Here is a 17,223-nt window from a genome sequence, read left to right on the forward strand (position 1 = left end):
CAAAAGAAAAAGGCGATCGTTTGATCGCCTTTTTTGCTGTTCAACCTATTGCTAGGTTGAGCGTATTGCGTATTACACAGTCACAGTATCTGCAACATCGCTAAATGACTTGAGCTTATCAAAACTCATGTATTTATAGACATCACCAGCTTTAGCATCGAGTGCCTTCACTTGCTCTAAATACTCAGCAGGTGTAGGTAGGCGACCCAAGAGGGCGGCAACAGAAGCCAATTCAGCAGAAGCCAAATACACGCGAGTGTCGATACCCAGGCGGTTAGGGAAGTTACGAGTAGAAGTCGATACAGCTGTTGAGCCCTTGCGGATCTGTGCTTGATTACCCATGCAAAGTGAGCAGCCTGGGCTTTCCATACGGGCACCAGCTGCGCCTAACATGCCGTAGTAGCCTTCTTCCATCAAGACCATGGCATCCATCTTGGTTGGCGGCGCTACCCATAAACGGGTTGGCATATCTTTCTTGCCTTGTAGCACCTGACCAGCTGCGCGGAAGTGGCCAATATTGGTCATGCATGAGCCAATAAATACCTCATCAATCTTATCGCCAGCTACTTCAGACAATACTTTCACATCATCCGGATCGTTAGGGCATGCAAGGATAGGCTCTTTGATTTCATCGATATTGATTTCGATGATCTCTGCATAGTCAGCATCCGCATCAGCTTTGAGGAGTTGTGGATTAGCAATCCAAGCTTCCATGGCTTTGATACGGCGACCGAGAGTACGTTTATCTTCATAACCATTAGCAATCATCCACTTCATCAAGGTGATATTTGATGTCATGTATTCGATGATTGGCTCTTTGTTCAAGTGAACTGTACAACCACCAGCAGAACGTTCAGCAGAAGCATCAGACAATTCAAAGGCTTGCTCAACTTTTAGGTCAGGTAGGCCTTCAATTTCAAGAATACGGCCAGAGAAAATATTCTTCTTGCCTTGTTTCTCAACGGTCAACAAACCTTTTTTGATTGCATATAAAGGGATGGCATTTACTAGGTCACGTAAGGTGATGCCAGGTTGCATCTTGCCTTTAAAGCGGACCAATACAGACTCAGGCATATCCAATGGCATTACACCTGTTGCTGCGGCAAAGGCAACTAAACCTGAACCAGCAGGGAAAGAAATGCCGATTGGGAAACGAGTATGGCTATCGCCACCAGTTCCACAGGTATCAGGAAGGAGCAAGCGATTTAACCAGCTGTGGATCACACCATCACCTGGGCGCAAGGCAACACCGCCGCGATTGGTCATGAATGGTGGCAACTCATGTTGTGTACGAATATCTACAGGCTTTGGATAAGCTGAGGTATGGCAGAAGGATTGCATTACGAGATCAGAAGAGAAGCCAAGGCAAGCCAAGTCTTTCAATTCATCACGCGTCATTGGACCAGTTGTGTCTTGTGAGCCAACAGTAGTCATGTGTGGTTCGCAGTATGTACCAGGGCGAACACCTTGGCCTTCTGGCAATCCACATGCACGACCAACCATCTTTTGAGCCAAACTAAAGCCCTTCTTATTGTCAACTGGATTTACTGGTAAGCGGAATTCAGTAGAAGCAGGCAGGCCGAGAGCGGCACGTGCCTTAGCAGTTAAGCCGCGACCAACGATCAAAGGAATTCGTCCGCCGGCGCGTACTTCATCCAAAATCACTGGTGATTTCAATGTAAAGCTGGTGATTTCTTTACCATTTTTAAATACTTTTCCTTCGTATGGGCGAAGTTCAATCTCATCACCCATATTCATTTGCGAAACATCTAATTCGATTGGCAATGCTCCAGAATCTTCCATTGTGTTGAAGAAGATCGGGGCAATGTTGGTACCTAAGCACACACCACCAAAACGCTTGTTTGGTACAAATGGAATATCTTGACCTGTCCACCAAAGAACAGAGTTTGTTGCAGATTTGCGTGAAGAGCCTGTGCCAACCACGTCCCCAACATAAGCAATTTGATTACCTTTTTTCTGGAGAGCAGCGATTTGCTTCATCGGACCACGAACACCACTCTCATCTGGCTCAATGCCAGGACGGGGGTTCTTGAGCATGATGGTTGCATGCAGCGGAATATCAGGGCGGCTCCATGCATCAGGCGCAGGAGAAAGGTCGTCGGTATTGGTTTCACCTGTTACCTTGAAAACAGTTAACTTCATGCTTTCTGGAACTGCAGGGCGGCTAGTAAACCAGTCCGCATTGGCCCAGCTTTGCATTACTGCTTTAGCATTCGCATTGCCTTTTTCAGCAAGTTCTTGAACGTCGTTGAAATAATCAAACATCAAGAGTGTTTTCTTGAGCGCTTCGGCAGCAGCAACACCACACTCAGAGTCAGATAAAAGCTCTACTAAAGGTTTGATGTTGTAACCACCTAGCATCGTGCCCAAAAGTTCAGTAGCACGTACGCGGGAAATTATTGGGGATTTTTCTGTACCTTTGGCAACAGCATCTAAGAACTCAGCTTTAACTTTAGCTGCATCGTCAACACCAGCAGGAACGCGGTTGGTGATTAATTCAAGTAGCTCAGCTTCCTTACCAGCAGGTGGGTTTTTCAGCAACTTCACCAGTTCAGAGGTTTGATCCTTGGTTAAGGGTAGGGCTGGAATACCGAGGGCTGCGCGTTCAGCGGCGAGGGCGTTATAGGCTTCTAACATTATGTTTCCTATGAGGTAAAGGTGATCAATAGAAAGGCCAAAAGGGAATTCTCTCCCGTTTTGCCAAATTATAGTTGCTAAATCAAGTCTTATATAAGAGTTTAAACCCTAAAAAATCGGCAAATTAACCGAAATTAGGGCTTTATTTAGACCCATGACCTGAAAAATGGGTCAATTACACAACTTGCTCTTCTTTGAGGGCCCAAACCAGTGCCACTACCCAGCCAATCAGGGACCATCCTAAAAATAGGTTTAAGGCAAAAATAGCCCCTGTATTTGCCCTTTTTTTGTGAAATGCAATAGCAAAAGGGAGGAAATAAAAGAGGGAAAGAATAGTGATTAATATCGCAAATAAAAGGCGCATAGGTATTAAATCATTAGATTTGGGTGGATAAGATCCTATATTAACGATTTTGAAATTCTCCCGCCCCTGATGGCTATCGTTATAATTACTTTTTCCAACAGAGCTTAAGCGATGACCAAATACGTTTTTGTCACTGGTGGTGTGGTTTCTTCTTTAGGGAAAGGAATCGCAGCTGCCTCGCTTGCCGCGATTCTTGAATCCCGCGGCCTGAAAGTCACCCTCCTAAAATTAGACCCTTATATCAACGTTGACCCGGGCACTATGAGCCCACTGCAGCACGGAGAGGTTTTTGTAACCGAAGATGGTGCTGAGACCGATTTAGACTTGGGTCACTATGAGCGCTTTGTTTCTGCAAAGATGCGCAAAAGTAATAACTTCACCACTGGCCAGATTTATGAGTCAGTTATCAGCAAAGAGCGTCGCGGTGAATATCTTGGAAAAACAGTCCAAGTTATTCCGCACATTACAAATGAAATCCAAGCTTTTGTAGAGCGCGGCGCTAAAGCTAGTCATGATGGCAAAGCAGATGTTGCTATTTGCGAAATCGGCGGTACCGTTGGTGATATCGAATCACTACCGTTCTTAGAGGCTGCAAGACAGATGAGCTTGCGACTACCTTTGCATGATTGCGCTTTTGTTCATTTGACTCTCGTCCCTTATATCCATAGCGCCGGTGAGTTAAAAACTAAACCAACGCAACACTCTGTTCAGAAGCTTCGTGAAATTGGCATCATGCCGACAGTATTGCTCTGTCGTGCTGACCGACCAATTCCTGAAGATGAGCGTGCAAAGATATCTTTGTTCTCAAATGTTCGTGAAGAAGCGGTGATTTCAGTTTGGGATGTAGACACAATTTATAAGATTCCTGAAATGCTCCAAGCCCAAGGCATGGATGATTTAATTTGCCGTCAACTAGATCTCAAAGCCAAGCCAGCAGATCTTTCTGTTTGGGCTAATCTAGTTTATGAAATGGCAAACCCACAACACGAAGTGACCATTGGTATGGTTGGCAAGTATGTGGAGCTAACGGAGTCATACAAATCACTGATTGAAGCTTTGCGTCACGCCGGTATTCATACGCATACCCGCGTCAATATTAATTACATTGATTCCGAAGTCATTGAAAAAGATGGTATCGGATGTCTACAAAATCTCGACGCTATCCTGGTTCCCGGTGGCTTTGGTAAACGTGGCACTGAAGGCAAAATTGCTGCCATTCGCTATGCACGTGAAAACAATGTTCCTTATTTAGGTATTTGCTTGGGTATGCAATTGGCCGTAATTGAATTTGCACGCCATGTAGCGAACCTCACAAAAGCAAATAGCACCGAATTTGATCCTCTATCAGAGCAGCCCGTTGTTGCTCTGATAACCGAATGGTTGGACAGAGAAGGGCGAGTAGAGAAACGCACTAACGACTCTGATTTGGGCGGCACTATGCGTCTAGGGTCGCAACGCTGTCCAGTTAAAGCTGGAACCTTAGCCCATCGCATTTACGGTCCTGAGGTAAATGAGCGTCATCGTCATCGTTATGAAGTAAACAATACCTACGTACCTCAGTTGGAGAAATCTGGTTTGATTATTTCAGCTAGAACCCCTCATGAAGAGTTGCCAGAGATGATGGAATTACCAACCTCTATGCATCCTTGGTTCTTCGGTGTGCAGTTTCACCCTGAATTTACTTCAACACCACGGGATGGACACCCTTTGTTCTCAGCCTTTATTAGCGCTGCACTTGAGCACCAAACAGCCGCTGAAAAGCAGGCTGCATAAAGGAAGAATATGAGCGCATTTAAGTTGTGTGGCTTTGACGTTGGTCTAAATCAACGTTTCTTTTTAATTGCTGGTCCCTGTGTCATTGAGTCAGAGCAATCAGCTATTGATATTGCAGGTCAATTGAAAGAAATTACTTCTGCTCTAAAGATCCCCTTTATCTACAAGTCATCGTTTGATAAGGCCAATCGTTCATCAGGAACGTCTTTCCGTGGTTTAGGTATGGATAAGGGCTTAGAGATTTTGGCTAAGGTTAAAAAGCAAGTTAACGTTCCGGTGCTTACGGATGTTCATGACATCAGTGAAATTGCTGCCGTAGCTAGCGTTGTAGATGTATTGCAGACTCCGGCTTTTTTATGCAGACAAACCGACTTTATTCGTGCCTGCGCTCAAAGTGGCAAGCCGGTGAATTTTAAAAAGGGTCAGTTTCTTTCGCCGCACGAGATGCTGAATGTTATTGAGAAGGCTCGAGTAGCTGCTGCTGAAAAAAATCTTCCAGATCAATTTATGGTTTGCGAACGTGGCGCCTCCTTTGGCTACAACAACCTGGTTTCAGATATGCGTAGCTTGGCAATACTGCGAGAATCTAATGCGCCAGTAGTATTTGATGCTACTCATTCAGTTCAATTGCCTGGAGGTCAAGGCAACTCTAGCGGCGGTCAACGTGAATTCGTACCCGTTTTGGCGCGTGCTGCTGTAGCAGTCGGCATTAGCGGCCTATTTATGGAAACCCATCCTGATCCAGCAAAAGCATTGTCCGATGGACCGAATGCTGTTCCTTTGGATCGCATGAAAGAGCTACTTGAGTCCTTGGTAGCGATCGATGGAGTCGTTAAATCATCTGGAAGTTTTTTAGAAGACAGCTTTAAGTAAGTTATTAAAACCCATTTCATATTGTTTTAAGGAGAAGGTGCATGAGCGCCATTGTTGACATCATCGGTAGAGAAGTTCTGGATTCGCGCGGCAACCCAACAGTTGAGTGCGATGTTTTGCTTGAGTCAGGCGTTATGGGTCGCGCGGCAGTACCTTCTGGAGCTTCCACAGGATCTCGTGAGGCTATTGAGTTGCGCGATGGAGACAAGTCACGTTACTTGGGTAAAGGCGTTCTCAAGGCTGTTCAAAACATCAATATTGAGATTGCAGAATCTATTCTTGGGCTTGATGCTAGTGAACAAGCCTTTCTTGATCGCACTCTGATTGAATTAGATGGCACTCATAACAAAGCACGCTTAGGTGCAAATGCAACGCTTGCAGTTTCTATGGCCGTTGCCAGAGCAGCAGCTGAAGAAGCGGGTCTGCCTTTATATCGTTATTTTGGAGGCTCTGGCGGTATGCAGTTACCAGTGCCTATGATGAACATCGTGAACGGTGGTGCTCACGCCAATAATAGTTTGGATATTCAAGAATTCATGGTGATGCCAGTTGGCGCCGAAAACTTCCGTGACGCACTTCGTTGTGGTGCAGAGATTTTCCATGAGCTAAAAAAGATCTTAGGCTCTCAAGGTATGCTAACTACTGTTGGTGATGAGGGTGGTTTTGCACCAAACTTCAAGAGTAATCACGAATGTTTGCAGACCATTATGAAGGCAATTGAGGGTGCAGGCTATACGGCAGGCGAAGATGTTCTATTGGCCCTAGATTGCGCTGCTAGTGAGTTCTACAAAGATGGCAAATATCACTTGTCAGGCGAAGGCCTACAATTAAGCTCAAGTGAGTTCTCTGATTACCTTGGTAACTTGACAGACCAGTTCCCAATCGTCTCGATTGAGGATGGCATGCATGAAGGTGACTGGGATGGTTGGGCTGACATTACCAAAAAGCTTGGTAAGAAAATTCAATTGGTTGGTGATGATTTATTTGTTACAAACACCCGCATCCTCCAAGAGGGAATAGACAAAGGCATTGCCAACTCTATTCTGATTAAGATTAATCAGATTGGCACTTTGACAGAAACGTTTGCTGCTATTGAGATGGCTAAGCGCGCAAACTACACTGCTGTGATTTCCCATCGCTCTGGCGAGACCGAAGACAGCACCATTGCAGATATTGCTGTTGGCACTAACGCAGGTCAAATTAAAACCGGTTCTTTATCTCGCTCTGATCGCATTGCTAAATATAACCAGCTGTTGCGTATTGAAGAAGATCTGGGTGATGTGGCAACTTATCCAGGTAAATCTGTTTTCTATAACCTCAAACGCTAACTTAGAGTTCTTAATAGCTTATGCGGATCGTCATCTACTCCATGCTGGTATTGCTAATAGCAATCCAGTACCCACTTTGGCTGGGTAAGGGTGGATGGCTAAAGGTTTACGAGATGGAGCGACAAGTAGAGCTTCAAGAGGCTAAAAATAGTCTCTTGGCTCTTCGCAATGCCAAGCTATCTGGCGATGTTAAAGACCTGAAAGACGGCACTCGCGCCATCGAAGAGCGGGCCCGTGTTGAGCATGGCTTAATTAAGGAAGGTGAGTTTTTCGTGCAAATCTTGCCAGCGGATAAGACATCAAATTCCCAAACCACAAAACAGTAACTTTTTAATGACCGCTAGATGGCGGCCTTGTAGCATCACTCAATAAATCAGTTTTAAATACCTGCAGGCAATCAACCGCATCAAAGCGGTATGGTTTTGCACAGAAATCACAGACGGTTTCCACGGCTCCTTGCTCCGCAAGAATGCTTTGAACCTCTTCTTCACCAAGCATTCGCAAGATATCCGCAACCTTAGTACGAGAACATCTGCAAGCAAAACGAATGGGGCGAGCAGGGAAGCTGCGTACACCGTTTTCGGCGGACTCTTCTAAAAATAAACGTCTCAAAATAGTCTCTGGTGGGAGCGTTAACAGCTCTTCATCAGTAATTGTTTCCCCAAGCGTTTGAATGCGTGACCAGCCTTCAGTAGCAACCTGCGGATCTATATGTGCATGACCCCCAGAATTTGGTAAGCGCTGTAGCAATAAGCCCCCAACATGTGTATCGCTGGAAGTAAGCCAAATGCGCGTGTCTAATTGTTCGGAGTTTTGCATATACAGGGCTATAGCCTCTGCAGCGCTGCTGACCGGCTTAATGACTGCGCCTTGATGATCTTGTAGCGCTACGATGCCCTGGTAGGGGGCTTGCCCCGGCTCACGGTCGGCTGGATCTAAGGTGATCACCAATCTTCCGCTCCCACTCACATCCAGAAGATCGGCTAATGTTGCGTCGGGCATTATTTCAGAGGGGTCAACTGAGAGCTTGACTGTAGCCCTCATGGATAAATCAGACTTACATTCCACAACCAGAAGCTGAATAGGACCCTTGCTTTGCGCTTGAATAATGAGGGTTCCATCAAATTTAAGGCTTGCACTTAGAAGGGTAGCTGCACCAACGAAGTCGCCAAGTATCCGACGGACGGCAGGGGGGTCATTACGACGCTCTAAAACGGCCTGCCAGGCGCTCCCAATGGACACAATTTCCCCGCGAACTGGGGCGCCATCGCACATAAAGACTAGTAATTCATTCATAGGGCAAAGTATCCACTTTTTTTCGGTTTTAGTCTCAGCAAGCCCGACCTGAGATAATGCGATTTATGCATATTCGTACACGTTTCGCCCCAAGTCCCACGGGCTTCATTCATCTGGGAAATCTTCGCAGCGCTCTGTATCCATGGGCCTTTGCACGCCACAATAAAGGCGACTTCATTCTTCGTATTGAGGATACTGACCTTGAGCGTTCATCACAGGAAGCGGTAGACGTCATCATCGAAGGAATGGCGTGGCTCGGCCTCGATTTGGATGAAGGTCCGATCTATCAGATGCAGCGTATTGATCGATATCGTGAAGTAGTAAAACAAATGCTGGATTCTGGATTGGCCTATCCGTGCTACATGAGCGAAGAAGAGCTCAATAAACTCCGTGATCAGCAAATGGCAAATAAAGAAAAGCCTCGCTATAACGGACTTTGGAGACCTGAGCCTGGCAAAACATTGCCGCCCGTTCCTGAGGGTGTAAGCCCAGTAATCCGCTTTAAGAATCCAATTGGTGGATCAGTCATTTGGAATGACGCTGTCAAAGGTCAAATAGAAATTAGTAATGATGAGTTGGATGATTTGGTTATTGCGAGACCAGACGGAACACCTACCTATAACTTTTGCGTAGTGATTGATGACATGGATATGAACATTACCCACGTTATTCGGGGTGATGACCATGTCAATAACACACCAAGACAAATCAACATCATGAAGGCGCTTGGTGGAACCCCGCCTGTCTATGCCCATCTGCCAACCGTCCTCAATGATGCCGGTGAAAAAATGAGTAAGCGTAATGGCGCAATGAGTGTGAGAGATTACCAAAAAGCAGGTTACCTGCCTGATGCAATCCTGAATTACCTTGCAAGACTTGGCTGGTCTCATGGAGATGCCGAGGTATTTACAAAAGAACAATTTGTAGATTGGTTTGATTTGGAAAGTTTGGGCCGCTCACCAGCGCAACATAATCCAGAAAAATTACTTTGGCTAAACCATCAATATATTCAGAATTCCGATCTAGCAAACCTAGCAGCTGCTACTAAGCCATTTGCACATGAGATGGGTATAGATACAGAATCCGGCCCAGACTTTGTTCAGGTAGTGGGTTTATTAAAAGATCGCGCCAATACCCTAATTGAAATTGCCGAGGGGGCAAAGCTATTCTATTTGCCGGCACCTAATTTAAGCGTTGATCAAATTAAGGAAAATATTGGTGAAGCCGTTATTCCTGCCTTAAAAGATTTGATTGAGGCCATTTCAACTGCTGAGCCGACTAAAGAGGCTTATGCAGCTGCTTTTAAGCAAATATTGGCAAAGCACCAAATCAAAATGCCGGCACTAGCAATGCCTGTTAGATATGCATTATTTGCCACCACTCAGACCCCAGCCATTGATTCTGTATTGGTTGTGTTGGGCAAGGAAGAAGCCGTCAAAAGGCTCTCCAAGGTTATCCAATAGAGAATTTGCGCATCTGCACAAAAATAGGATAAAATCTTGGATTGTTTTGAGTGTCTTGTAGTTTTATGGCGGGATTTTGGGGGTATAGCTCAGCTGGGAGAGCGCTTGCATGGCATGCAAGAGGTCAGCGGTTCGATCCCGCTTATCTCCACCAAGCATTTAAAATAGTTGTATGTTGTAGTCCAGGTCCCCATCGTCTAGAGGCCTAGGACATCACCCTTTCACGGTGAGTACGGGGGTTCGAATCCCCCTGGGGACGCCAGATTCTTCTGGTAGATGTAAAGATGTATGATGTTGCGTTACTCGATGTATTTTGGAGCGGTAGTTCAGTTGGTTAGAATATCGGCCTGTCACGCCGAGGGTCGCGGGTTCGAGTCCCGTCCGTTCCGCCAAGACAATTAAAAAGCCCCCTTAATCGGGGGCTTTTTCTTATTCAACTTGTTTGCAAGCTAACATTTCTGAAATTCTTTTCTCCTGCTTAATATCAAAACCGCATTCCACTTGGCGGCTCGAGTTCTCGTATGTTCCAAAAATCATATCCCAGATTGGTAGGCCATAGTTATTGCGGTGACGATCGCGCTCATGGTGAATGCGATGCATTTCTGGGCGAACAATGAAATACCCAAGCCAACGTGGTGTACGAATGTTGGTATGCTCCCAGTACTCGAATATTGCAACCCACAGGGTAGCCCAAGAGGCAGATTCAATACTCATTCCCAATAAGCCATAACAAACTAAGTTGATGATGAATACATTGGCAACAAAATCCGATGGGTGAGCATAAAAAGCAGTAAAGGCCTGGAGGCGATAAGTGCTGTGATGGATTTGATGGAAGACTTTCCATGCAAAATTGTTGTGGTGACGATAACGATGCCACCAATATACAAAAAAAGTAATCACCAGATATGCGCCAAGCCCGCTTAACCAATTGGGGCTTGAATTTAACAATTCTACGATTGGCCCCGAAGCATGCATGGCACTCGTATATGGACTGATAACAGCACCAATAAGACCGGTAGAGGCAATGCCAAGAACCGCACAAATCAGAAGTCTTTTACGCCAAGCCTTATCTGCATTGTATAGATACAGGGGGCATCTGCGCTCCCAAAGGCTGAGCACAAGCAAGATTAAAGGTGAAATTAAATAGGGGAGTAAGGAATCCATTTTGGCTTTCCTGAATTCATGAATCCCTCATGCAAGGGGCACAAGTTTGACGCATTAGTCAATTCTGTTGAGGTTTCTCAAAAAACGCTGCAATTCTGGCGCAAGAATTTTTTCTTCTGATGGTATAGGTTCAATTTTTCCATAAATTAAATCGAGGAAGTTTTGGGTTTCATAGGCTACTGTTTCCCGTTCGTTATCTACAGTGATCATATGATAGCTATTTCCCAAATAAATCTGTCTTAGTAAGGAAGCATTAGATTTTTCACCAACCAATTCTGCATTAAAGGTATTGGCTATTTCATCATCAATAGCATGAATGGTTAAAACAGAGGAACTTACTCGTGAAAGATTTTCTGTTACATACTTACAAAGCTTGTTTCCTTCATGCATGTGCCTCAGCGACATGTATAAACCACCGACGGCGGATATATCTTGGCTCGAAAGTACTCTCTTGATATAGGCGCGAATTTGAGGATTCTTAATGCCAAAGGGATCGCGCTCCCTGTATTTGAAGTGATCACCCAATCCAAGCATCATTCCAAATGGTATCAGCGAGCGATACCAGGGGATGGCCCAACCGTTGTATTTAAGGGTAGTTGATAGAGCCACCACGCCTAAGATATCGTTGAGCTCAGAGGCAACAGCCAAGGCTAATGTAGAGCCAAGTGAAATACCCCCCAGGCTGATAGGCTTAGATTCAGTCTTCTGCAGGTCTTGAACATGCTTGATCGCTTCCTTAAGCCAGAACTTCCAACTACTAGCCTTGCCTCCAAAGGAATATCCCGCAATGGTTGGGGCATTCACCCTATAGCCAGCAGCAGTAAGCTGTGAGCTTAGGAAATTGAATTCAAGAGGCGATGACGAAAGGCCGTGAAATAGTACAATTAGAGGGCTATTATCGTCATTATGTGTATAGTCATTCATAACTATTAATTTTAGACCCATTAGAGACAAAACTAGTCATGATTATCAAAAACGCCAATAATTGGTCATCTCATAGTGTATCTGATGCTTTGTTTTGGTCTGCCCTGTCTTTTGTAATTATTAGCGGATGGATGCTATATATGGGCCCTAATTTTTACAGCGCCCACCCCTACAAATTCTATTTCTTTGCCGCGACCGTACTTGCTTATTTTTTTGGTTACATTACGGCAAGCATTTATATTTTGGTAACCAGTATTTACGCTAATCTATATTTTGTGCCGCCTTTTGGAATCTTTACTCTGACATTGGATGAATTTGAAAGATTCTTAATCAATCTTCTATTTGGTAGTGTGGCCATTTTCTTTATCGAGGTTTTGCAACGCCAGCGTTTTAAGTCAAAATTATTGCTACTTGTCTCTGAATCACGTTACCTTATAATCCTGCACAGAGATAACCAGCTTTTGCAGGAATTAAAAAGAAAAGAATAATGTCTAATACCCTAAGCACATTGATCGAACTAGTATCCCAAAAGTTTGATAAAAAAATAGATGAGTTAGGCCCCAACACCACTCTCGAGAGCCTTGGCGTGGATTCCCTGGGAAAGATAGAGCTCATTTTTGATCTTGAAGATCACTTCAAAGTGCGCATTCCTAATGAGGATGCAAAAGTGGATACCTTGGCAGAAGTTGCTGCCTTGCTTGATACTGCAAAGCCAATTAATTGATTAGAGAAGGTGTAAGAAGAGTCGTTGTAACTGGCCTAGGCGCTGTTTCTGGCCTTGGGGTAGGTGCTGGAATTCAATTTCAGAAGGCCGTTCAATGTCAATCCGGAATTGGCGCTTTTTCAGAGTTAACTGCAATACCCGTTGATCTTCCTTGCGCTTCCATTATTCAAGATGATCTCTTTTTTGATTTGGATGCGAATTCACTTGGGATGTTTGACAGAACTGCTCACCTTTCCTGGCTGGTAGCCAAGGAAGCGTTGCAACAGTCTGGCTTGGGCGATTTAAGTGAGGCAGAGCTTGATAAAAGCGGAATTTTCTGGGGAACTGGATTTGGTGGCTCCAACACCCTCGATAACACCTATCAAGATATTTACCTTAACACTAAACAACGTGCTCGACCATTCACTATTATTGGCGTAATGGCCAATGGAGCGGCTGGATTACTGTCAATGCGAACTGGCTTTAGAGGTCCCTCATTAACTTACTCAACCGCATGCGCATCTTCAAGTCATGCTGTGGGGGAAGCTTTCCGAAGTATTCAGTATGGAGTTTGCGAAAGAGCGATTGCAGGTGGCGCTGAAAGCTTATTTAATGCTGGCCCAATAAAGGCATGGGAGGCTTTGAGAACGCTTGCAACCCCAGATCCAGATAACATTGCTAGTTCATGTAAGCCCTTTTCAAAGAACAGAAGTGGCTTTGTTTTGGGGGAGGGTGCGGCTGCCTTAATTCTAGAATCTCTTGAAAGCGCTCTTAAGAGAGGCGCTAATATTCTGGGCGAAGTCGTTGGTTATGGTGCAACAACCGATGCGATGCACATTACAAGACCTGACTCACTGGGTCAGGCTAAAGCCATGAAGGCCTGCATGGCAGAAGCAGGCGTTAACTCAATGGATATTGGATATATTAATGCGCATGGAACTGCCACTGGTGTGGGTGATTTAGCTGAAACGAATTCAATTAAATCTGCATTTGGAATAGAGGCTGCGCAAAAAACTGCTATTAGCTCTACGAAAGCGATCCATGGTCACACACTGGGAGCGGCAGGCGCTTTAGAGTTGGTGATTACGATACAGGCGTTACAGAACAATATTGCCCCTGGTACTGCATTTTTAAAGATAGCAGACCCGGAGTGCGATCTAAACTATTTGCCATTACAGTCTATTGATTTAGATATTTCATACGCAATGAGCAATTCATTTGCATTCGGAGGATCTAACGCCTCCATTCTGATATCTAAGCTCAGAAAAGCTTAAAACAGTTTTTTGAATTTGTTGGCTATTTCGTAATGCCACAAAACACCAAGCGTCATTCCTGTAAACAGCACCTCAGTATCGCTAATTAAGCCATGTAAGTTATCCGCTTGGTAAGAGTCGGATGCGATATTAATTAGGACTTCGGAAATGATTAAGGTTACCGTAAAAACAAATCGATAGCGCTTTATATTCGGTGAAAATTCACCAATTAAGCCAGCATGATTTTTTAGGAGCAAAAGAATGCTGGCGGTATTGGTGAGCCAAAAAAAAATGACCAGCACACTCAGGTGGAAGGGGGCGGTTAGGTAGTACAGCGCCGAAACGGCTGCCTGAGTGGCCAGTAATAGTTGAATCAATTTAAGGTTTACTTCTTAGGTGTAGCGATGGATGCTGCCATCGCATCATAGTAAATAACCTTAACTTGCTCGCCTACATTAACATCAGCCAACAAAGCAGGGTTCTTTACGGTAACGGTGGTGATCTTACCGCTAGGACCTTTTACGGAAACAAGCTTTTTCTCGCGATTGACTTCTACTATATCGGCAATGATGGTTGTTTTATTAGCAATTTTTTCGGAAGGCTTTTCGTTTGCATGGGACGATGTCACTGTGTTGGTCTCAACTTTAGAGCGGATACCATCACTCTTAGTCTTAATGAGCTCAATCGCTACAGCTAATTCATAATTTACATTGACGCGATCACCTTTTTTGATCTGGTCAAAATTGGTAATATCCGGTCCAGCAACAAACTTTGATTCACCCTCTTTGTTTTTGAAGGTAATAGTGCGAGTCTTTTTATCAATCTTTACCACTTCGCCCTCGTATAGCTGATAGCGATTGTCGGTCACTGCGGCATCAATCACGGCTGGTTTCGCCTGGCCGGATGCTGCGGTTGCTGGTTGTGCATTCACTGGGGATATGCTGGTAAAAAAGGCTGCAAGGATTAGTGCGATTTGCGCATATTTGATGTTCATTATTTTCCTTATATATAAAAAGCTGCTAAATTGAATCTTAGCCTATTTTTATAATAAAAATCGATATTCCTTGCCGAGGCTTAAATAGACATCTTTTGTTAAGATCATCCATTAACTTGATTTACTCCAAAGGAATTTGAATGCCCCAATTTGCTGCAAACCTCACCATGCTGTTTAATGAGTTGCCTTTTTTAGATCGTTTTGAAAAGGCAGCTAAGTCTGGGTTTCAGGCGGTTGAATTTCTTTTTCCTTATCCATTTCCTGCGGAGGAGATTAAGCAAAAACTAGAGCAATATAAGCTTGAACTAGTTCTACATAATTTGCCTGCCGGCGATTGGGATGCCGGGGAGCGCGGCATAGCTTGCTTGCCAGATCGTGTTGCAGAGTTCCAGGGAGGGGTCGTCAAGGCTATTGAATATGCAAAAACGCTTGGCGTTAAGCAATTAAATTGTTTGGCTGGAAAAATTCCAGCTGGTGTTGATAAAGGCTTACTACATCAAACATTTGTTTCAAATTTGGCTTATGCAGCTGCTGCTTTAAAGAAGGTCAACATCAAACTTCTAATTGAGCCAATAAACACATTCGATATTCCTGGCTTTTATTTATCCAGAACCCAGCAGGCCTTAGATATTCTGAACGAAGTGGGTTCAGATAATTTATTTATTCAATATGACATCTACCATGCCCAACGCATGGAAGGTGAGCTCTGCAAAACCATAGAAACCAATCTTTCTAAAATCGCTCACATTCAATTGGCGGATAACCCCGGCAGAAATGAGCCAGGTACTGGAGAAATTAATTACCCGCATCTATTTCAGTTCATTGATGGCATTGGCTATGAAGGTTGGATTGGCTGCGAATACAAACCAGCAACTAATACTGAAGCAGGATTGGGCTGGATTAAAAATCTAACTAAATAACGATATGGAGACATTATGAGTAAGCAATTAAAGTTGGGATTTGTTGGTTTAGGAATAATGGGTACACCTATGGCGGGCCATTTAATCGATGCAGGCCACGAAGTGTTTATTAATACGCGTAGTAAGGTACCAGAAGGGCTGGCGTCTTCATCGGCAGTGCAATGCTCCTCGCCTCAAGAAGTTGCTAGCAAAGCCGACATTATTTTTACTATGGTCCCAGACACTCCTGATGTTGAGAAGGTGCTATTTGGTGACAACGGAATAGCATCTGGCCTTACCAAAGGGAAGGTTGTTGTTGATATGAGCTCCATATCACCAATTTCTACTAAAGAGTTTGCTAAGAAAATAAATGCATTGGGCTGCGATTACTTGGATGCTCCAGTTTCTGGCGGTGAACTTGGTGCAAAAAATGCGACCCTTTCAATCATGGTTGGCGGAGATGAGGGTGTCTTTGAGAAAGTGAAGCCCGTATTTGAGTTGATGGGCAAAAATATTAATCTCGTGGGTGGAAATGGAGATGGTCAAACCGCTAAGGTGGCCAACCAAATCATTGTTGCCCTGAATATTGAGGCTGTAGCAGAAGCGCTCTTGTTTGCTTCTAAAGCTGGTGCAGATCCTGCAAAGGTACGTCAGGCTTTAATGGGTGGTTTTGCTAGCTCCAAGATACTAGAGGTGCATGGCGAAAGAATGGTTAAGCGCACTTTTGATCCCGGTTTCAGAATTGAATTGCATCAAAAAGATTTGAACCTCGCTCTCAATAGCGCCAGAGCTTTGGGTGTCTCATTGCCAAATACGGCAACTGCACAGGAATTATTTAATTCATGCGCAGCTCATGGTGGTAAAGCCTGGGATCATTCGGCAATGGTTCGCGCTCTAGAGAAGCTTGCAAACTTTGAAATTGGGCAAAAGGCATAAGCCAATCCTATGTCTTCAACTTTAGTAGTTTATTTGCATGGTTTTCGCTCCTCCCCAAGGTCGAGTAAGGCGGTCTTGACGGGGGATGCAATAAAGGCCTTATCCACATTAGAGAATCAAATTGAGTGGTATTGCCCCCAGTTGTTAGCTTCACCAAAGGCAAGCATGGATATGGTGATACAGCATATCGAAGCATCAACACATGATCACCTAGTGGTTATCGGCTCTTCTTTGGGTGGCTACTACACTAACTACTTGGCCGAAAAATTTGGCTGTAAAGCCGTCATTCTCAACCCGGCAGTCAGAGCGCCAAAAGAGTTGGCGCCGCATGTTGGAATGCTGACCTCATATGATACCAACGAGCCCTACGATTTCCGTCCAGAATATATTGATGAACTAAAGTCACTTCAGGTCGAAGTCATTAGCAATCCGGGACGCTACTTTCTAATCGCCGCAAAAGGCGATGAGCTCTTAGATTGGCAAGAAATGGTTGATTTTTATAAGGGTGCAGAGCAGTTGGTGCTTGAGGGGGGTGATCATGGAATTTCAGATTACCCCAACCACTTGCCTAAAGTCATAAATTTCATCTCTTGAT

The 17,223-nt window shown here is 44.5% G+C and carries 18 protein-coding genes and 3 tRNA genes; 14 read left to right on the forward strand and 7 right to left on the reverse strand.

Features of this window, described 5'->3' with window-relative positions:
* Positions 1-72: 72 nt before the first annotated feature.
* Positions 73-2,658, reverse strand: coding sequence for a bifunctional aconitate hydratase 2/2-methylisocitrate dehydratase (locus ICN34_RS04295; RefSeq protein ID WP_216121007.1), 2,586 nt, complete (start codon positions 2,656-2,658; stop codon positions 73-75).
* Positions 2,659-2,833: 175 nt separating this feature from the next.
* Positions 2,834-3,022 carry a superinfection immunity protein gene (locus tag ICN34_RS04300; RefSeq protein WP_215356781.1) on the reverse strand — a complete coding sequence of 63 codons (189 nt, stop codon included), beginning with the start codon at positions 3,020-3,022 and terminating at the stop codon, positions 2,834-2,836.
* Between the two features lie 111 nt (positions 3,023-3,133).
* Between ICN34_RS04300 and ICN34_RS04305 the strand changes: the two genes are divergently transcribed.
* Genes ICN34_RS04305 through ftsB form a run of 4 tightly spaced genes read left to right on the forward strand, consistent with a single transcriptional unit; the run spans position 3,134 to position 7,322 of the window.
* Positions 3,134-4,795: a CTP synthase gene (locus ICN34_RS04305; RefSeq protein WP_216121008.1), complete on the forward strand. Its 1,662-nt coding sequence runs from the start codon at positions 3,134-3,136 to the stop codon at positions 4,793-4,795.
* A gap of 9 nt (positions 4,796-4,804) precedes the next feature.
* Entirely contained in the window at positions 4,805-5,668 is an 864-nt protein-coding gene (gene kdsA, locus ICN34_RS04310) for a 3-deoxy-8-phosphooctulonate synthase (protein ID WP_216121009.1), read from the forward strand.
* Between the two features lie 41 nt (positions 5,669-5,709).
* Positions 5,710-6,996: a phosphopyruvate hydratase gene (gene eno, locus ICN34_RS04315; RefSeq protein WP_216121011.1), complete on the forward strand. Its 1,287-nt coding sequence runs from the start codon at positions 5,710-5,712 to the stop codon at positions 6,994-6,996.
* Positions 6,997-7,016: 20 nt separating this feature from the next.
* Complete coding sequence (gene ftsB, locus ICN34_RS04320; protein WP_072582416.1) at positions 7,017-7,322, forward strand: cell division protein FtsB; 306 nt, start codon at positions 7,017-7,019, stop codon at positions 7,320-7,322.
* A gap of 4 nt (positions 7,323-7,326) precedes the next feature.
* On the opposite strand, the gene ICN34_RS04325 is transcribed toward ftsB, so the two are convergent.
* Positions 7,327-8,292 (reverse strand): Hsp33 family molecular chaperone HslO, encoded by a 966-nt coding sequence (locus ICN34_RS04325; protein WP_216121013.1) that lies wholly within the window; start codon positions 8,290-8,292, stop codon positions 7,327-7,329.
* Positions 8,293-8,348: 56 nt separating this feature from the next.
* On the opposite strand from ICN34_RS04325, the gene gltX reads away from it, so the two are divergent.
* The 4 genes from gltX to ICN34_RS04345 all read left to right on the forward strand — a co-directional run bounded on the left by gltX (position 8,349) and on the right by ICN34_RS04345 (position 10,147).
* Positions 8,349-9,755, forward strand: a complete 1,407-nt coding sequence (gene gltX / locus ICN34_RS04330; protein ID WP_216121015.1) for a glutamate--tRNA ligase — start codon at positions 8,349-8,351, stop codon at positions 9,753-9,755.
* 78 nt (positions 9,756-9,833) lie between these two features.
* Positions 9,834-9,909 (forward strand) — tRNA-Ala (locus ICN34_RS04335).
* 32 nt (positions 9,910-9,941) lie between these two features.
* Positions 9,942-10,017 (forward strand) — tRNA-Glu (locus ICN34_RS04340).
* 53 nt (positions 10,018-10,070) lie between these two features.
* Positions 10,071-10,147, forward strand: a tRNA-Asp gene (locus tag ICN34_RS04345).
* 37 nt (positions 10,148-10,184) lie between these two features.
* Here the strand turns inward: ICN34_RS04345 and ICN34_RS04350 are convergent.
* Together ICN34_RS04350 and ICN34_RS04355 are read right to left on the reverse strand one after the other, a co-directional pair.
* Positions 10,185-10,919, reverse strand: coding sequence for a sterol desaturase family protein (locus tag ICN34_RS04350; RefSeq protein WP_072582419.1), 735 nt, complete (start codon positions 10,917-10,919; stop codon positions 10,185-10,187).
* Positions 10,920-10,973: 54 nt separating this feature from the next.
* Positions 10,974-11,843 (reverse strand): carboxylesterase, encoded by an 870-nt coding sequence (locus tag ICN34_RS04355; RefSeq protein ID WP_216121017.1) that lies wholly within the window; start codon positions 11,841-11,843, stop codon positions 10,974-10,976.
* Positions 11,844-11,881: 38 nt separating this feature from the next.
* Here ICN34_RS04355 and ICN34_RS04360 point away from each other — a divergent pair, with 38 nt between their 5' ends.
* From ICN34_RS04360 to ICN34_RS04370, 3 genes are read left to right on the forward strand one after another with little or no spacing between them, the layout of a single operon-like run.
* Complete coding sequence (locus ICN34_RS04360; RefSeq protein ID WP_216121019.1) at positions 11,882-12,331, forward strand: hypothetical protein; 450 nt, start codon at positions 11,882-11,884, stop codon at positions 12,329-12,331.
* A complete protein-coding gene (locus tag ICN34_RS04365) occupies positions 12,331-12,567 on the forward strand; it encodes an acyl carrier protein (RefSeq protein WP_072582422.1) in 237 nt (78 codons plus the stop codon). The genes ICN34_RS04360 and ICN34_RS04365 overlap by 1 nt, the downstream gene beginning before the upstream one ends.
* On the forward strand, positions 12,564-13,820 hold the full coding sequence (locus ICN34_RS04370; protein WP_216862530.1) for a beta-ketoacyl synthase: 1,257 nt from the start codon (positions 12,564-12,566) through the stop codon (positions 13,818-13,820). Before ICN34_RS04365 ends, ICN34_RS04370 begins: the two co-directional genes overlap by 4 nt.
* Here ICN34_RS04370 and ICN34_RS04375 read toward each other — a convergent pair.
* Positions 13,817-14,176: a hypothetical protein gene (locus tag ICN34_RS04375; protein ID WP_216121021.1), complete on the reverse strand. Its 360-nt coding sequence runs from the start codon at positions 14,174-14,176 to the stop codon at positions 13,817-13,819. The genes ICN34_RS04370 and ICN34_RS04375 overlap by 4 nt on opposite strands.
* An 8-nt stretch (positions 14,177-14,184) precedes the next feature.
* The gene (locus tag ICN34_RS04380; protein WP_072582424.1) at positions 14,185-14,793 is read right to left on the reverse strand and encodes a hypothetical protein; all 609 of its coding nucleotides are present in this window, start codon (positions 14,791-14,793) and stop codon (positions 14,185-14,187) included.
* A 140-nt stretch (positions 14,794-14,933) separates the two neighbouring features.
* Here ICN34_RS04380 and hyi point away from each other — a divergent pair, with 140 nt between their 5' ends.
* From hyi to ICN34_RS04395, 3 genes are read left to right on the forward strand one after another with little or no spacing between them, the layout of a single operon-like run.
* Positions 14,934-15,713 carry a hydroxypyruvate isomerase gene (hyi, locus tag ICN34_RS04385; RefSeq protein ID WP_216121023.1) on the forward strand — a complete coding sequence of 260 codons (780 nt, stop codon included), beginning with the start codon at positions 14,934-14,936 and terminating at the stop codon, positions 15,711-15,713.
* A 15-nt stretch (positions 15,714-15,728) separates the two neighbouring features.
* Positions 15,729-16,628 (forward strand): 2-hydroxy-3-oxopropionate reductase, encoded by a 900-nt coding sequence (gene glxR / locus ICN34_RS04390; protein ID WP_216862531.1) that lies wholly within the window; start codon positions 15,729-15,731, stop codon positions 16,626-16,628.
* A 9-nt stretch (positions 16,629-16,637) separates the two neighbouring features.
* The gene (locus ICN34_RS04395; protein WP_216121025.1) at positions 16,638-17,222 is read left to right on the forward strand and encodes a YqiA/YcfP family alpha/beta fold hydrolase; all 585 of its coding nucleotides are present in this window, start codon (positions 16,638-16,640) and stop codon (positions 17,220-17,222) included.
* The last annotated feature ends 1 nt before the right edge of the window (position 17,223 follow it).

This window comes from Polynucleobacter sp. Tro8-14-1, assembly GCF_018881655.1.
Taxonomy (GTDB): domain Bacteria; phylum Pseudomonadota; class Gammaproteobacteria; order Burkholderiales; family Burkholderiaceae; genus Polynucleobacter.

Bases quoted from the DNA above. Each gene is read 5' to 3' on its own strand.
- ICN34_RS04395 (WP_216121025.1), top strand. From the start codon at position 16,638: ATGTCTTCAACTTTAGTAGTTTATTTGCATGGTTTTCGCTCCTCCCCA.
- ICN34_RS04350 (WP_072582419.1), bottom strand. From the start codon at position 10,919: ATGGATTCCTTACTCCCCTATTTAATTTCACCTTTAATCTTGCTTGTG.
- ICN34_RS04365 (WP_072582422.1), top strand. From the start codon at position 12,331: ATGTCTAATACCCTAAGCACATTGATCGAACTAGTATCCCAAAAGTTT.
- glxR (WP_216862531.1), top strand. From the start codon at position 15,729: ATGAGTAAGCAATTAAAGTTGGGATTTGTTGGTTTAGGAATAATGGGT.
- hyi (WP_216121023.1), top strand. From the start codon at position 14,934: ATGCCCCAATTTGCTGCAAACCTCACCATGCTGTTTAATGAGTTGCCT.
- ftsB (WP_072582416.1), top strand. From the start codon at position 7,017: ATGCGGATCGTCATCTACTCCATGCTGGTATTGCTAATAGCAATCCAG.
- ICN34_RS04325 (WP_216121013.1), bottom strand. From the start codon at position 8,292: ATGAATGAATTACTAGTCTTTATGTGCGATGGCGCCCCAGTTCGCGGG.
- kdsA (WP_216121009.1), top strand. From the start codon at position 4,805: ATGAGCGCATTTAAGTTGTGTGGCTTTGACGTTGGTCTAAATCAACGT.
- gltX (WP_216121015.1), top strand. From the start codon at position 8,349: ATGCGATTTATGCATATTCGTACACGTTTCGCCCCAAGTCCCACGGGC.
- ICN34_RS04305 (WP_216121008.1), top strand. From the start codon at position 3,134: ATGACCAAATACGTTTTTGTCACTGGTGGTGTGGTTTCTTCTTTAGGG.
- ICN34_RS04360 (WP_216121019.1), top strand. From the start codon at position 11,882: ATGATTATCAAAAACGCCAATAATTGGTCATCTCATAGTGTATCTGAT.
- ICN34_RS04380 (WP_072582424.1), bottom strand. From the start codon at position 14,793: ATGAACATCAAATATGCGCAAATCGCACTAATCCTTGCAGCCTTTTTT.
- eno (WP_216121011.1), top strand. From the start codon at position 5,710: ATGAGCGCCATTGTTGACATCATCGGTAGAGAAGTTCTGGATTCGCGC.
- ICN34_RS04355 (WP_216121017.1), bottom strand. From the start codon at position 11,843: ATGAATGACTATACACATAATGACGATAATAGCCCTCTAATTGTACTA.
- ICN34_RS04295 (WP_216121007.1), bottom strand. From the start codon at position 2,658: ATGTTAGAAGCCTATAACGCCCTCGCCGCTGAACGCGCAGCCCTCGGT.
- ICN34_RS04300 (WP_215356781.1), bottom strand. From the start codon at position 3,022: ATGCGCCTTTTATTTGCGATATTAATCACTATTCTTTCCCTCTTTTAT.